Annotated in this window: 10 protein-coding genes and 1 tRNA gene; 4 read left to right on the forward strand and 7 right to left on the reverse strand. The window is 57.6% G+C overall.

Annotated elements, in window-relative coordinates:
• Positions 1-10: 10 nt before the first annotated feature.
• From VOI35_RS05190 to VOI35_RS05205, 4 genes are read right to left on the reverse strand one after another with little or no spacing between them, the layout of a single operon-like run.
• Positions 11-1,729, reverse strand: coding sequence for a glucan biosynthesis protein (locus tag VOI35_RS05190; RefSeq protein WP_407275010.1), 1,719 nt, complete (start codon positions 1,727-1,729; stop codon positions 11-13).
• Positions 1,730-1,789: 60 nt separating this feature from the next.
• Positions 1,790-3,913 carry a glucans biosynthesis glucosyltransferase MdoH gene (gene mdoH / locus VOI35_RS05195; protein ID WP_407275011.1) on the reverse strand — a complete coding sequence of 708 codons (2,124 nt, stop codon included), beginning with the start codon at positions 3,911-3,913 and terminating at the stop codon, positions 1,790-1,792.
• Positions 3,910-4,227 carry a hypothetical protein gene (locus tag VOI35_RS05200; protein ID WP_407275012.1) on the reverse strand — a complete coding sequence of 106 codons (318 nt, stop codon included), beginning with the start codon at positions 4,225-4,227 and terminating at the stop codon, positions 3,910-3,912. The genes mdoH and VOI35_RS05200 overlap by 4 nt, the downstream gene beginning before the upstream one ends.
• Positions 4,224-5,801 (reverse strand): glucan biosynthesis protein G, encoded by a 1,578-nt coding sequence (locus tag VOI35_RS05205; RefSeq protein ID WP_407275013.1) that lies wholly within the window; start codon positions 5,799-5,801, stop codon positions 4,224-4,226. Before VOI35_RS05205 ends, VOI35_RS05200 begins: the two co-directional genes overlap by 4 nt.
• Before the next feature lie 149 nt (positions 5,802-5,950).
• On the opposite strand from VOI35_RS05205, the gene dnaE reads away from it, so the two are divergent.
• The gene (dnaE, locus tag VOI35_RS05210) at positions 5,951-9,532 is read left to right on the forward strand and encodes a DNA polymerase III subunit alpha (protein ID WP_407275014.1); all 3,582 of its coding nucleotides are present in this window, start codon (positions 5,951-5,953) and stop codon (positions 9,530-9,532) included.
• Positions 9,533-9,832: 300 nt separating this feature from the next.
• On the opposite strand, the gene VOI35_RS05215 is transcribed toward dnaE, so the two are convergent.
• Positions 9,833-9,917: transfer RNA gene (locus VOI35_RS05215), tRNA-Leu, on the reverse strand.
• A gap of 139 nt (positions 9,918-10,056) precedes the next feature.
• On the opposite strand from VOI35_RS05215, the gene VOI35_RS05220 reads away from it, so the two are divergent.
• Positions 10,057-10,407 carry a DUF6231 family protein gene (locus VOI35_RS05220; protein WP_407275015.1) on the forward strand — a complete coding sequence of 117 codons (351 nt, stop codon included), beginning with the start codon at positions 10,057-10,059 and terminating at the stop codon, positions 10,405-10,407.
• Between the two features lie 258 nt (positions 10,408-10,665).
• On the opposite strand, the gene ubiB is transcribed toward VOI35_RS05220, so the two are convergent.
• Positions 10,666-12,327: a ubiquinone biosynthesis regulatory protein kinase UbiB gene (gene ubiB, locus VOI35_RS05225; RefSeq protein WP_407275016.1), complete on the reverse strand. Its 1,662-nt coding sequence runs from the start codon at positions 12,325-12,327 to the stop codon at positions 10,666-10,668.
• Positions 12,324-12,947 (reverse strand): SCP2 domain-containing protein, encoded by a 624-nt coding sequence (locus VOI35_RS05230; protein ID WP_407275017.1) that lies wholly within the window; start codon positions 12,945-12,947, stop codon positions 12,324-12,326. The genes ubiB and VOI35_RS05230 overlap by 4 nt, the downstream gene beginning before the upstream one ends.
• Before the next feature lie 158 nt (positions 12,948-13,105).
• Here VOI35_RS05230 and VOI35_RS05235 point away from each other — a divergent pair, with 158 nt between their 5' ends.
• Both VOI35_RS05235 and sufB read left to right on the forward strand, forming a co-directional pair.
• Positions 13,106-13,603, forward strand: coding sequence for an SUF system Fe-S cluster assembly regulator (locus VOI35_RS05235; RefSeq protein WP_407275018.1), 498 nt, complete (start codon positions 13,106-13,108; stop codon positions 13,601-13,603).
• Positions 13,596-15,068, forward strand: a complete 1,473-nt coding sequence (sufB, locus tag VOI35_RS05240) for a Fe-S cluster assembly protein SufB (protein ID WP_407275019.1) — start codon at positions 13,596-13,598, stop codon at positions 15,066-15,068. The genes VOI35_RS05235 and sufB overlap by 8 nt, the downstream gene beginning before the upstream one ends.
• Positions 15,069-15,076 lie beyond the last annotated feature (8 nt).

The following is a 15,076-nucleotide window of genomic DNA, read 5'->3' on the forward strand; positions in this document are numbered from 1 at the left end:
TAAGCCGCCTTTACGCCATGAATCCGGCAAAACTTTGCCGATGGAACTGATACAGCCAGGTTTCACTCACCGCCTCGCCTTGAATACGCAGAACCCCATTCAGTTCGACCGGCGTATCCACATCGACAAACAGATCAAATTCGGTACGCCAGCGCGGCGTTCCGGCGACCCAATCCACCACGATGTTATCGACCTTGCCTGCCGAGCTGGTCACGCTGAAATCGGCCTCTTTGGGTTGATGTTGCTGGAACAGCGGGCTTTCCCATTCGATGACCAGCTTGACCGTATTGGCCGGTCGGGAACCCCCGAAATTCCCGCCGGGTCCCGCGCGCAGCGCCACCGCCTGAGCCAGCGCGCCATGCGGAAAGAAGGGTTCATGCTCCGTCCAATACAGACGATATTTGAACTGGTAGCTGTTCCCCGCAAGGGCCGGGCCCTTGGGCTGCCAGAAGGCGACGATATTGTCGAAGGTTTCATCGTTGGTCGGTATCTCGATGAGCGTGACCGAACCACTCCCCCAATCCGCCTTGTCTTTCCCGATACTCAACGGCTCGACCCACACCGACGGGCGCTTCTCATAGCCCACGCCATCGAGGTAATGCGACGGATTACGGTCACGCTGCAACAAGCCAAAACCGCGGGGTGCGGTATCAATAAAGGCCGAATAGGCCAAGGCCGGCGGATTCGCCAATGGCCGCACGAGGTGGGTATTATCGGAACGCCACACCGCCAGCGTGTCGGAATCGTGCACCTCGGGTCGCCAGCCGCGCAAATGGCTATTCGGCGTTTCGCTGTACCAGAACATGGAGGTCAGTGGCGCAATGCCAAGCTGATCGATGGTTTTACGAATGAACAAGTGCGCATCGATCACCATTTCCGTATCGCCATCGAACCGCAGCTCGAAGCGGTATGCCCCGCTGATCGACGGGCCGTCGAGCAAGGCATAGACCACCACCGGATCGCCTTCATTAAGCGATGGCTCAAACCAGAACGCACGAAAATCGGGGAATTCCTCGCCCTGCGGCATGCCGGTGTTCACGGCAATGCCGCGTGCTGACATCCCCACCTGTCCTTGCCGGGAAATTGCGCGGAAATAGCTCGCGCCCTGGAAAGTGGCCCAGGGCTCGCTCGCATGCCAATCCCCGACCCGACGGGAACGCTGCACCCAGAACCCCGCGATCCCGGACTGCCCGACGGGCACCTGACGCAACGGGCTATCGGCAGGCATGGTGAAGTAATCGGGGCGATATTCGATTTCCCGGGCGCGCTCACCTTCCACGACATGCATCGCCACCGATTGCTTGAAGTACTTTCCAAGAGGACGGAAGGTGATGGGATATACCGAGCCAGTTTTCCCCCAAAGTGCGTCCTCCGGATTGAAATTGATTTTACCGGCCGCGTCGTAATCAATCTGCGCAATGGCATCTGGCACCGGCGAGGGGGGTCCCTGATACGGCGCTTTCGCCATTTCTTCAGCCCGGGCAATCAAGCTTTTGAAAGAAAACGGTTTGCTCGGCCCGAAGGTTAAACCGGATGGCGCAGGTTTTGGCTCGGGCGTCGCTCCAGCGCCGGCATTCGCAGGCGGTGCGGATGCGGGCGCATCGGCTGCCTCCGCTGTGCTAAAACCAGCCGCAGTCAAAGCTGCGAGATTGGCCAGCGTGAATAAAAAGCTGCGCCGCGTGAATTCCGAAGAGGACAGAGTGGACGAAGATGATTCAGACGATGACATCGCGATGACCTCAACCGATAGTGCAACACAAAAATTTAGGATAGAACGAAACCGGTGCCGTTAACGAATACAAATCTCGCGGGTCAACTGATCGACCTGCCGCCCCCAGGGGTCGTCAGCCGCCGCCTGCCAGGCATGACGATGCAGGCGGATGACCGCCTCCCCATCATCCAGCACCCGCGCAGCTACGCGGCCAGGCAAGCCCTGCAACCCTTCTGTCAAAATCTGCTCGGCCAATGCCGTCGTGGCCGCCTTGGCTGCCCCGGTGCGCCGTGCCGCCAGTGCCGCCGCCACACGGGCCTGCCGTGGGTGCAGTAAAGTCCAGGTCAGCCAATCCGGCGCGCGCGCCGGTTTCAACGCCAACTCGGGCAATGATTCAAAGCGCGCAATTACCGGATCGCCCGCCCCCATTTCGGGCGGCGTGTTCCATATCCCGAGCGCACGCCAGCGGGCGCCGAGCGAAAACCGGGAGAGCCACACGGTAATCGGTGCGGCGAGCAGCAAAGACAGGCTGATGGGAATCGTCCAGTAGAAGAAATTGGCATTCAAACTCAGCGCCAGACCGGACCAGGCAATCGCCAGTATCATCCCGGGCGCGTGCCGCACCAGCGCCTGCAGCCAACCGATTTCATCGCTGCGATTTTGACCCGCCCAGCGCACCGATACATTCAGGATCGCCTGCACCACATACGCAGAGTGCGCCAACATCCGGATCGGAGCCAAGAGAATCGAAAACAGATTTTCCAGCAGGAAACCCTGCAACAAACGCCCCGTGCCACCAAACCCGGCGCGCCGCGCGCGATCAAACACCAACAATTCAAAGAGTGCCAACAGCTTCGGCAGGAACAGCGTCACCAGGGTACTGGTCACCAACACAATGGCCCACTGTGGATGCCACTGCGGCCAGTGGGGATAGAGACTGCGCGGATCCGGGAAATAGTTGATATCCCCGGCGGCAAACTGCGCAACTTCGATCGTGGAAAACAACAGGAACAGAAACCACACCGGCGAAGCCAAATACGCAAAAATCCCGTTCATGAAGGCCATGCGATGCGCCGTCGCGATGCCGCGTTCAAACGCGAGAAATTTCACATGCTGTAAATTCCCTTTCGACCAGCGTTTATCGCGAATCAATTCGTCATCGAGCGAGGGGGGCGATTCCTCATAGCTGCCTTGAATCGCCGGTTCCAGCCACACCTCGTAACCCGCCCGCCGGATGAAGGCCGCTTCAACAAAGTCATGGCTCAACACCGTACCGCGCCACAATCCGATGCCGCGCATGCCACGCAAACCGCAATGCGCCATGAACGCTTCCGTGCGGATGATGGCGTTATGCCCCCAAAAAACCGCCTCGTTGAGCTGCAACGCAGCCAGCCCTTCACTGAACAGCGGGCCATACAGATGCGTGACGAATTGCTGCATCCGGGCAAACGCCGAGTGGGCATTGAACAGCGTCGGTACGGTTTGAATCATGCCCGCCCGCGGTTCACACTCCATCAACTTGACCAGCGTCACCAAAGATTGACCGGACATGACACTGTCGGCATCAAACACCACAAAATATTTGAATGCCCGTCCCCAACGGCGCAGAAAATCGGAGACATTGCCGGTTTTTGCCTTGAGGTTTACGCGCCGGCGCCGATAATGCAATCGACCATGCAAATCCAGCGTGTCACACAAATGCAGCCAAGCCGCGCGCTCTTCCAACCAAACCTGCGGATCCCGGCTATCGGAAAGCACGAAAAACTCAAAAGAATCCAACGCACCCGCATCGCGCACCGATTCGATGCTGGCCTGCAATCCCCGGAAAACCCGATCGACATCTTCATGATAAATCGGCAGGATCACGGCGGTTTTCACCAACGCCACCGCATCGAGCCGACCCGCATGCCGCCGTAAAATGCCGAGCGGATCACCCCGCCCGCGGTAACGACGGCGCAGATAGAAACCGAACAGAGCCATCCACGATCCCGCCGCCACAAACGCATACAGCGGGATGAATGTCACCAAAATCGCTTTTTCAATGGGCGTGCCGCCATGGTAGGGCAACACGAGAATCATGCCCCAAACCCCGGCGACGGTCTGGAGCAATACGAACAGGGTGAACAGCCACCGACGGCGCAGGGCACGCCAACGATAGGGATCGGGCTGGCCGAGCCAAGGACTGGTTCGCGGCAGGGTCATGCGGGCTCCGATGGCGGCAGGGTCTGCGCATCACGACGACGCAACAATGCTGAGTGGTCGTGATGAATATGGCCGCGTTGCAAAGGCGGCATGGTTCGCAAGCCGGGCACCCCAGCCGCGAGGCGCTGGCTCAGATCGGCTTGGTTATCCGCCACGGACAAACTGGCCTCCAAATCGATTTCCGGACAACCCGTGCTCAAAAATTGATAGAACACCCGGCGATTCAGCCAACGCAACTGCGCGCAAATGGCCGTCGGATAAGTGCAGTGCGTATCCTGGACAAATCCGGCTGAATGCGTGGGATCGATGGTCATTTGATCTGCCCCAGTCGGCTGGGATCGGACGGCAAACGGTAATCCCAGGTTTCCGAAAGTGATTTCTTGCCCAACATCAATGAGGCACGCACCGTAACATCTGCCCGCCCTGTCGGCTGTAACAGCATCGACAAACGCCAGTGACCGCTATCCGGCAGGGGAACTACCGCCTGCTCCAGCACTTTCGCCGTTTGCTGCGTATCAATGTTGGCAATGACTGGCTCGGTATTCGCCAGGCCATTCAGCTTACCCCCTGAGAAATCCAGATTGACACGATAAGCCCGCGGGCTTTTGTCCTCGCCCGGCACCCGAGACACCCCAATCAAGGGGCGTTGCACCCGAGCCAGCGGTTCATCGGCCACTTCACGGTTTCCGGCGGTCACGGTGTAGGCAAAAGACACGGGATGCGACGGATCGACCGGGTCATCCGACTGAAAAAATACAATCTGATTTTCGTGCGCGTCACTGTTGGTCGGAATTTGCACCAGCACGAGTTTTCCCTTGCCGAACCCCGCCTCTGTACTCACCCAGAGCGAAGGGCGTCGATCGTAGCGGTTGATGACATCCTCGAAGCGGCAAAACTGGTTTTGCCGTTGCATCAAACCGAATCCCCGGATGCCATCTGCGGGAAACTCATCCGTCCGCAATTCGGTTGGATTTCGCAATGATCGGAACACCCAGTTCCCCTCGCCAGTGAACATGAGCAGACCATCCGACTCAAACACGGCGGGACGCCATTGGCCGACCGGAGGCTGCTGCCCCCCCTGCCCATAAAAATACATGCTGGACATCGGTGCCAATCCCAAGCGGTCGATCCCCTTGCGCGGGAACAGGGTGGCGGTGACATGCATCACTACCCGACGATCCTCGGCACGCACATCGAACTGATACGCGCCCGTGAGCGACTGACCATCCAACAAGCCATAAATGGTCATTTGACGGTCACCCGGCTCCGGTCGCACCAGCCAGAATTTGGTAAACGCGGGGAATTGCTCGCCCTGCGGCAAGCCCGTATCAATCGCCACAGCGCGCGCGTGGGCGCCCGGCACCTGCCCTGCCCCCGTCATCTGCCATTGCGCGCCCCCGAGAAAGGTCAGAATCTGATCTTCTGCATCTTGGGATGACAGCGGATAACGCACCGTGAACCCAGCAAACCCCAGGTTGGCCGGCACCATCTGGGCAAACGCCGCGCTCGGCCAGTCAAACTGATTCTTGTTGAACTCGATCGGTGCCACCGCCGTTTGTGTCACCAGATACAATTGCACCGGACGGTCATAGACATAGCCGGCCGACAGCGGCTTGACGGCGAACCGTAGATCCGCCCAAGGCTCGGCACGGCGGCGCAAATCGATGCGGTTATAGGTTTCCTCATCAATCTGGCTCAAGGCGTCTGGAATCCGCGGCGGCGGCTCGTACGATTGGGATGCCAGTTGCTTGGCTTGCGCCACGACATCAGACAAGCCAAATGACCAAGCAGACGCGGTATTCGCCGCCAGCAACAAGCCCATCGGCAGTGCGACACCGCGCAATACCCACCACAAAATGGACGCAGGCCGGGAAAAAAAGGCAGGCATGAAAACAACCTTGTACACGCAGACAGGAACCACAGTGCGCATAGCATACGATATTTTTATGAGTGAGCTTCAACCCGACCGAGGGCTTACGCGCGCTCGTCGGTTGGCTCCACGCCCCACGGGTTCGGGGAAACTGTCAGAATAGCCCCATGACCACCCAGATTGATGCCAGCATGAGCCCAACCTGCGCCTTCGCCCACCTGCATATCCATACCGAATACTCCTTGGTGAACAGTACATTGCGCATCAAGGAACTCGTGCAGGCAGCCAAAACGCGCGGATTACCCGCGCTTGCGCTGACCGATCAGTCCAACTTGTTTGCCATGGTCAAGTTTTACGAAACGGCGCGCAAAGCGGGTATCAAACCCATTCTGGGCGCGGATTGCTGGGTGAGCACACCGCATTGGCCTGAACCCACGCGCGTCATTTTTCTGGCAGAGAACAACACGGGGTTCCGGCATCTTACCGAGTTGATTTCCCGCAGTTATTGCGAAGGGCAACAAGACGACCGCCCCATTATCGATCATGCCTGGCTGACCCCGGCGCAGTGCGTTGGCCTGATTGCCTTCAGCGGAGGACATCGCGGCGAGATCGGCCAACTGCTGTTGCGCAATAAGCCCAATGAGCTGGCGCGCGCGCTGACATTCTGGCGGGAACGCTTCCCGCAGCGTTTTTATTTGAATGTCACCCGCTGTGGCCGCGCCGATGAAGAGGACTACCTGCATGCCGCCGTTGCGCTGGCGGAGGCGGAATCATTACCCGTCGTCGCCACCAATGAAGTGCAGTTCCTCAATCCCGAGGATTTTGATGCGCATGAAGTACGGGTTTGTATCCAACAAGGGCGCACCCTGGACGATCCCCGCCGACCGAAAGAATTTTCCGCCGCGCAATATCTTCGTTCCGCCGATGAAATGGCTGGCTTGTTCGAGGATCTGCCCGAGGCACTGGAAAACAGCCTGAACATTGCCATGCGCTGCAATGTGACTTTGCAACTCGGCAAGAATTTCCTGCCGAATTTCCCGACGCCGCACGGCGAATCGGAGGCGGACTATCTGCGCAGCCTGAGCGAGGCCGGTCTGGCCGAACGATTGAAGCGCGTACCGGCCGATCAGCATGCGACCTACCGGGCTCGGCTGGCCATCGAACTCGATGTGATCATCCAGATGGGTTTCCCTGGCTACTTTCTGATCGTGGCGGACTTTATCCAATGGGCGAAGCGGCAATCCATTCCAGTCGGCCCCGGACGGGGTTCCGGCGCGGGGTCACTCGTCGCCTGGGCATTGCTGATCACCGATATCGATCCCATGCCGTACGACCTGCTGTTTGAGCGATTCCTGAACCCTGAACGGGTATCGATGCCCGATTTCGACATCGATTTCTGCATGGACGGGCGGGATCGGGTCATCGAGTATGTGGCCGAACGCTATGGCCGCAGCGCGGTATCGCAGATCGCCACGCACGGCACGATGGCGGCCAAGGCGGTCGTGCGCGATGTCGGACGGGTGATGGGTTACCCCTACGGTTTCGTGGATCGGATCGCGAAACTCATCCCGATGAAACCGGGACTGGATGTCACGCTGGAGGATGCCCTCGGGCGAACCGACCGTTCGCAAAAAGAACCAGAGCGTTTTTCCGCCGAATTCAAGGAACTGTACGAACGCGACGAGGAAGTTCGCGCCATCGTTGACATGGGCATGGCGCTGGAGGGGCTTTCGCGCAATGTCGGCAAACATGCCGGCGGCGTGTTGATCGCGCCGAGCAAGCTGACCGATTTCACCCCCATGTATTGCGAAGCCAATGGCGCCTCGGCGGCTTCACAACTCGACAAAGACGATGTCGAAGCCGTGGGCTTGGTGAAGTTCGATTTTCTCGGCCTGCGCAATCTCACCATCATCGATTGGGCGCTGGCCTCCATCAATACCCAGCGAGCCCAATCCGGAACGGCAGCCATCGATATTTCCGCCATTCCTCTGGATGATCCAAAAACCTATCAACTCCTGAAGCGTTGCGAGACGACTGCGGTATTCCAACTGGAATCGCGCGGTATGAAAGACCTGATCCGCCGCCTCCAGCCCGATACCTTCGAAGACATCATCGCCCTCGTCGCCCTGTTTCGTCCCGGCCCGCTGCAATCGGGCATGGTGGACGACTTCATCCTGCGAAAAAAGGGCGAGCAGACCATCGAATATTTGCATCCCTGGCTGACGGATGTGCTCAAACCCACCTACGGCGTGATCGTCTATCAGGAACAGGTCATGCAGATCGCACAGATTCTGGCCGGATACACCCTCGGCGGGGCTGACTTGTTACGGCGCGCTATGGGTAAGAAAAAGCCGGAGGAAATGGCCAAACAGCGCGAAATTTTCCTCGAAGGCGCGAAGACCAAGGCCGTCGATCCCAAACAGGCCGGATATATTTTCGACCTGATGGAAAAATTTGCCGGCTACGGATTCAATAAATCTCACTCGGCGGCCTATGCACTGGTTGCCTACCAAACCGCCTGGCTCAAAGCGCACCATCCGGCGCATTTCATGGCCGCCGTGTTATCTGCCGATATGGACAACACCGACAAAATCGTCGGCTTGATCGGCGAATGTCGGCGGATGAGCCTTCAGGTCATCCCGCCGGGCGTCAACCACTGCGCCTATAAATTTCAGGCGAAGGATGAACGCACCATCATCTACGGCCTCGGCGCAATCAAAGGCGTCGGTGAAGGCGTGATCCAGGCGATCGTGGATGAGCGGCAAGCGCATGGGCATTTTTTGGACATGAACGACTTCTGCCAGCGTGTCGGCAGCCAAGCGCTGAATAAACGAGTTCTAGAAGCCCTGGTGCTCGCCGGCGCGCTCGATGAACTCGGCCCGAATCGCGCCAGCCTGTTCGCGCATATCCCGGATGCCATGAAAGCTGCGAACCAGCAGCAACAGGCCGCCGCCTCCGGCATGGGCGATCTCTTTGGCGGATTGGAGAGCCCGGATACCGCCATTCGCATCCCAGTCCCGACGCTAACACCATGGCCTGACGACGAGCAGCTCAAAAAGGAACGCGATACGCTTGGGCTCTATCTCACCGGCCATCCCATCCAGCGCTTTCGCACCGAATTGCAGCGACTCGTTCAATGCAGCCTTGCGGAACTGAGCGAGCGCATCGAAGCCCCCGCCCCCGGCGCCTACAGCAAAGGCGTGCCCGTCGTCATCGCCGGCTTGGTCATCAATGAACGGCTCATGCGGCAGCAGAATGGCGATCGGCAATTGTTTCTGACCGTGGACGACGGCACTGCTCAGGTCGAAATCAGCATCACCGGCGAGGACATCGACCAAACAAACACCTTGCCGCGAGATGCGGTGGTACTTTTTGAAGGGGACGCCAGTTTCAATAACTTCAGCGGCGGCATTCGGGTACGCTGCAAACGCTGGCTGGATTTAACCACAGCGCGCGTGGAAAAAGCCCGAAGCCTCCTGATCGAATGCAGCCCCACATGCAGCGCGACAGAGGCACAGCACTGGCTGGACTGGATCAAGGCGCAGTGCCCAACATCGGGCGAAACGAATGGACTGACACTGCACTGTCGGGTGTATAGCGATCAAGCACAAGCCGTGGTGCGACTCCCCCCGGAAATGCGCCTATCGCCCAACGATGCACTGATTGAAGCGCTCCAGCAACAACCGGGAATCGCCCGCGCCCGCATCGTTTATCCCAACGAACCCGAGAAGGAATCTGCCATTGAGTAGTCAGCAGCGGTTAAGGAATGGCATACCCCAAATCCATGCCGGGTGCAATTAGGCTGCGCCTTCGTCGAACTGAATGCAGCAACGATCAAAGATTTGACCGAAGGGATGGCGGCATATCACCCCTGTGAAATTTCAGACGAGTCATCCTGTGAGTAATCCAATGCGTAGCTTCTTACACAGCAGGCGAATAAAACAAGGGAAGGCCGATTAAACGACCAGAGACGAACCAAAGAAAAAACCCGCCAGAATGCGGGTTTTGGTGAATTGTGTCAGGAGTTGAGATTTCCTGAAAAACAGATATGGTGCCCAGGAGAGGACTCGAACCTCCACGGTTTTACCCGCTAATACCTGAAACTAGTGCGTCTACCAATTCCGCCACCTGGGCTTTCAAGTGGCGCGCATTATGCGAGTGAAAAAATATGTTGTCAATACGCAAAGCCGATGACTTGGAAGTTACCTGGGTCAACCAATTGCTTTTCGGCTCACCCGACACGAGAAGCACACCAGCACAGCCAACCATCGGGATGATTGACTGTGATCCATCGCTGCCAGACACCCCGCTGGACTCGCTGGAAGATTGGCCGATTCTGGCCTATGCCGTCCCTTCAGGGTCTGTTTTCGACGACGACTGCGGACATCGAATCGCCCAGATCAAAAACCTGTTTTCCGGCACCCTCGTCTTGTGGGCAAGGCCATCGATCGCCATCGCGGATTGTGGATGGGTGGAGCCCCTGCGCGGATTGGGCTTCCGTTTGCTTCAATCGAAGGATTATTGGGGTATGTGCTACTCAATCCGTGATTACAAAACGGTGCCCGACTGGCTCAACCCACGACACTGGGCGCATCCGGAGCGATGGGATCAATCACGCTGGTAAAAACCGTACAAGATGCGTGACATTGTCTGGCCGCCCGCGTAATATTAGGCCGATAATCTACTGAGGAGTGTTCATCATGAAGTCAATTTTCAGCTTTGAGAATTTCCCGTTGAGCTTCATCGTCGGCCTGATCGTATTTTCATGGCTGTCCTTTTTGAGCGTCATCACCTTCGGTTGATCGCCGATCAGGCAGTTACTGGGATAAAACTAAAAAGACCGCATGAGCACTGCGGTCTTTTTTATTACCCAAAATCCGTGTTACCGGCGCCATCCCTGCGCAATCAAGCCCAGCGCCAGCACTAGATTGAGCCAACCCACAATCGATAGATCGGCGAAATGCGGGTTACTGGTCAGCCATGGCCAATGCAGCACAGCAAATACGACGAGCAGAATATAGCCGAGCGCAGCTTGACGGCCGCGCAATTGGCTGACGCGCCAAGCCTGCTGGAACTCCGCCAATACCCGGGTTTGTTCCGCCAGGCGCGCCGCCTGTTGCTGCTGGGTTTTCATGGTCTGCAGATGCATGCGAGGCATTTCCGCCAGATGTTCCATCCAGAATGGAAATTCATTTTTCAATCGTCGCAACAAACCCTTCGGCCCCATCCGGCGTCGCATCCATCGTTCAATGAACGGTTTGGCCGTGGCCCACAAATCCAGATCTGGATAAAGTTGGCGCCCCAACCCTTCGATAGCTAATAAGGTTTTTTGCAGCAGAGTTAATTGCGGCTGAACCTCCATGTCAAAGCGCCGCGCTACCTGAAACAACCGAAACAAGAAATGTCCGAAGGAAATTTCTTTCAGAGGCTTTTGAAAAATTGGCTCACAGACCGTTCGAATGGCTGATTCAAATTCTTCAACCCGCGTGGTGGCCGGCACCCAGCCGGACTCCACATGCAATTCCGCCACGCGGCGGTAATCCCGATTGAAAAATGCGTGAAAATTTTCGGCGATGTAGCGTTGATCTTCCGGCATCAAGCTGCCGACGATGCCAAAATCGATGGCCATATATTTCGGCTGCTGCGGGTTGCTGACATCCACGAAAATGTTGCCTGGATGCATATCGGCATGGAAGAAGTTGTTATCGAAAACCTGGGTAAAGAACACCTCCACCCCGCGTTCAGCCAGCACTTTCATATCGACACCGGCCGCGCGCAATACCTCGGTCTGGGCAATGGGCACACCGAAAATTCGCTCTTGCACCAGCACCTCGGTTCGACACCAATCCCAATAGATTTGCGGGACATACAACAGCGGAGATTGTTCAAAGTGGCGCCGTAATTCCGCCGCATTGGCCGCTTCGCGCATTAAATCCAGCTCGTCCATCAGGGTTTTGTCGAATTCAGCAACCACGGCCACCGGATGCAGCCTCGGCCCTTCAGACCAGTACCGCTCAGCCAGTCGGGCAATGCTGTACAAAATCTCCAGATCTTGCCGAATCCGGCGTTCGACCCCAGGACGAACGATTTTGACAATCACTTCCGCGCCATCATGCAATCGAGCGGCATGGACCTGGGCAATCGACGCGGAGGCCATTGGCTCGACCGAAAATTCGGCAAACGCCTGCGCGATCGAGCACCCCAGGGCTCGCTCGATTCGTTGGCGCGCCAAGACGGCCGGGAATGGCCGAACCCGGTCTTGTAGCTGGGCGAGCGCGGCGGCGTAGTCGGGCGGAAGCAAGTCATTCCGGGTTGACAGCATTTGCCCAAACTTGACGAAGATCGGCCCTAAATCTTCTAGTGCCGCCACCAGGCGTTGCGGCTTTGAACGGTGGCGATTTCCGGCTAGCCAGTACCAAGGAGATAAATAGCTGAAGAACCGCACCGGCCGAAGCCAAGGCAAGGCCAGCACCAGTTCATCCAATCCATGTCGAAAAAAAACCGTCTGGATGACGATCAACCGCCAGAACACACGAAAATTCATTCAGCCCCCAAATGTTCGAGCCGCGTGATTCGGGCGATCAGTTGATCCGTGTGATCTCGTACCGCATCCACCCCATCGACCCAATTCTGCACTGACGATGCGGTCGGCAGCATGTCTCGTTCAAAAACCAGAAAATCTTTAAGTTCCATGCGACGCGTCTGGCGCCAGATCGCGCGCTCTGCGCGTCGCGCCTGCCACTGACGATCCAGCCAACCCGCTGGAGCCACTCCAATTTTTTCAGCCAACAGCGCGAAGAAATCACCATCCATCGCCAGAAGCAGCCGCAAAACCGATTCTGCTGCGGCCTGATCTCCTTCGATCTGCACATCACCCGCGAATAAGGCATCCATCGGCGCCGCAGATTGCTGGGCGCGAATCAGGCCGAATGTGCTGGCACGGATGGTGGCCGTCGGCATGCCTTCGATATCCCGCAACAGCAGAATCCCGGTTTCAGTCACACAAAGGACAAACGACAGGCTCGGATCACGAAGCTCTAAACGAAACCGCTGATCCGCCTGTCGCTGCCAACGAGGCCATTGCACGGGATCACGACGGATCAATCGATTCAGGCTGCCTTCCAGCCAAAGCAGCACGGGTGTCGGTAATTTCAACAGGGACATCGTTGGTCGGATCTCTATACATCGTGGGCACGGCAAATGCGCCCTCATCTTAACAACCGCGAGCCAGCAAAGCACACGCGATCGGCTGCCGCTGCTTGAAAAATAAGACTGATTTTGTACAATTTAAGCATCCCCATAACCTAAGGATTCGCGGCGCTGTGCTCAAGATCAGTCGCATGAGTGATTACGCCATTGTCGTTTTGCTGGAACTGGCACGGCAACCCATTGCCCAGGGCAATGCCAAGCGGCTGGCGGCGGCCACGGCACTCTCGCTGCCAACCGTTGGTAAGCTATTGAAACTCTTGTCGGCAGCCGGATTGCTGGTCTCGCAACAGGGTCGCGGCGGGGGATATCGCTTGGTGCGATCGCCAGAACAGATCACCCTTGCCCAAATCATCGAGGCGATCGACGGGCCGATTGCCATGACCAGTTGCGTCGGGGATCACCCCGATTGCTCGCGAGAAGAGCACTGCACTGCCCGACCGCACTGGGTGGTGCTCAACCAGAATTTGCGCAACCTGCTGGCCAGCATCACACTCGCCCGCCTGTTGACACCTTGTGAGGCGTCACCGACCTGGTTTCCACCCAATTATCCGAGGCAATCTGGCTTACTCGCCTTGCCTCAATCACGCCCCGTTGGAGCTTGCCATGAGTGATCCCACCCTCAGCCATCCGATCAGCGACACACAAGAGATCGAGCAACTCGTCCAGCGGGAATACAAGTACGGCTTTACCACCGACATCGAGCAGGACATCATTCCCCCCGGTTTGAACGAAGAGGTGATCCGGCTGATTTCCGCCAAGAAAAACGAGCCGGAATTCCTGCTCGAATGGCGACTGAAGGCGTATCGCCATTGGCTGACCCTGACCCCGCCGACTTGGGCGCATGTGCACTACCCGCCCATCGACTATCAGGCATTGTCTTATTTCGCCGCACCCAAATCGCGCGACGATGCGCCGAAAAGTCTCGATGAGGTTGACCCCAAACTGCTCGCGACCTACGAAAAACTGGGCATTCCCCTGCACGAGCGCGCCGCGCTGGCGGGGGTTGCCGTCGATGCCGTGTTCGACAGTGTTTCCGTCACCACCACCTTCAAGGAAAAGCTGGCCGAGGCGGGGGTGATTTTCTGTTCGTTTTCCGAGGCGGTACACAACCACCCCGATCTGGTTCGCCAATACCTCGGCACGGTCGTCCCCGCTGGCGATAACTACTACGCCGCGCTCAATTCCGCCGTGTTTTCTGATGGTTCCTTCGTGTTCGTACCCAAGGGCGTGCGCTGCCCGATGGAGCTGTCAACCTATTTCCGCATCAATGCCAAGAATACCGGCCAGTTCGAACGCACGCTGATCATTGCCGAGGAAGGCGCGCAGGTGAGCTATCTGGAAGGCTGCACGGCGCCGCAACGCGATGAAAACCAGCTCCATGCCGCCGTGGTCGAGTTGGTGGCGCTCGACGACGCGACCATCAAGTATTCCACCGTGCAGAACTGGTATCCGGGCGATGAAGAAGGCAAAGGCGGCATTTACAACTTCGTGACCAAGCGCGGCGATGCACGCGGCGCACGCAGCAAAATCACTTGGACCCAGGTGGAAGCCGGTTCCGCGATTACCTGGAAATACCCAAGCTGCATCCTGCGGGGCGATGATTCTGTCGGCGAGTTCTACTCGGTCGCCGTGAGCAACAATTTCCAGCAAGTCGATTCGGGCACCAAGATGATTCATCTCGGCAAGCGCACCCGCAGCACGATCGTGTCGAAGAGCATTTCCGCCGGGCGCTCGCAAAACAGTTACCGTGGCCTCGTGCATGTCGGCAAATCCGCCGATGACGCGCGCAACTTTACCCAGTGTGATGCCTTGCTGATCGGCGACCGGAACGGGGCACACACCTTCCCCTATATCGAAGTCAAAAACCCCTCGGCCAAGATCGAGCACGAAGCCACCACCTCGAAAATCAGCGATGACCAGATTTTCTATCTGCAATCGCGCGGCATCAGTGAAGAGAATGCCACCAACATGATCGTGAATGGATTCTGCAAGGAAGTGTTCAACGAATTACCGATGGAGTTCGCGGTAGAAGCCCAAGCCTTGCTGGCCGTCTCGCTGGAAGGCTCCGTCGGCTAACCGGAAAT

The organism is Halothiobacillus sp. DCM-1, assembly GCF_045689735.1.
Lineage (GTDB): Bacteria > Pseudomonadota > Gammaproteobacteria > Halothiobacillales > Halothiobacillaceae > Halothiobacillus.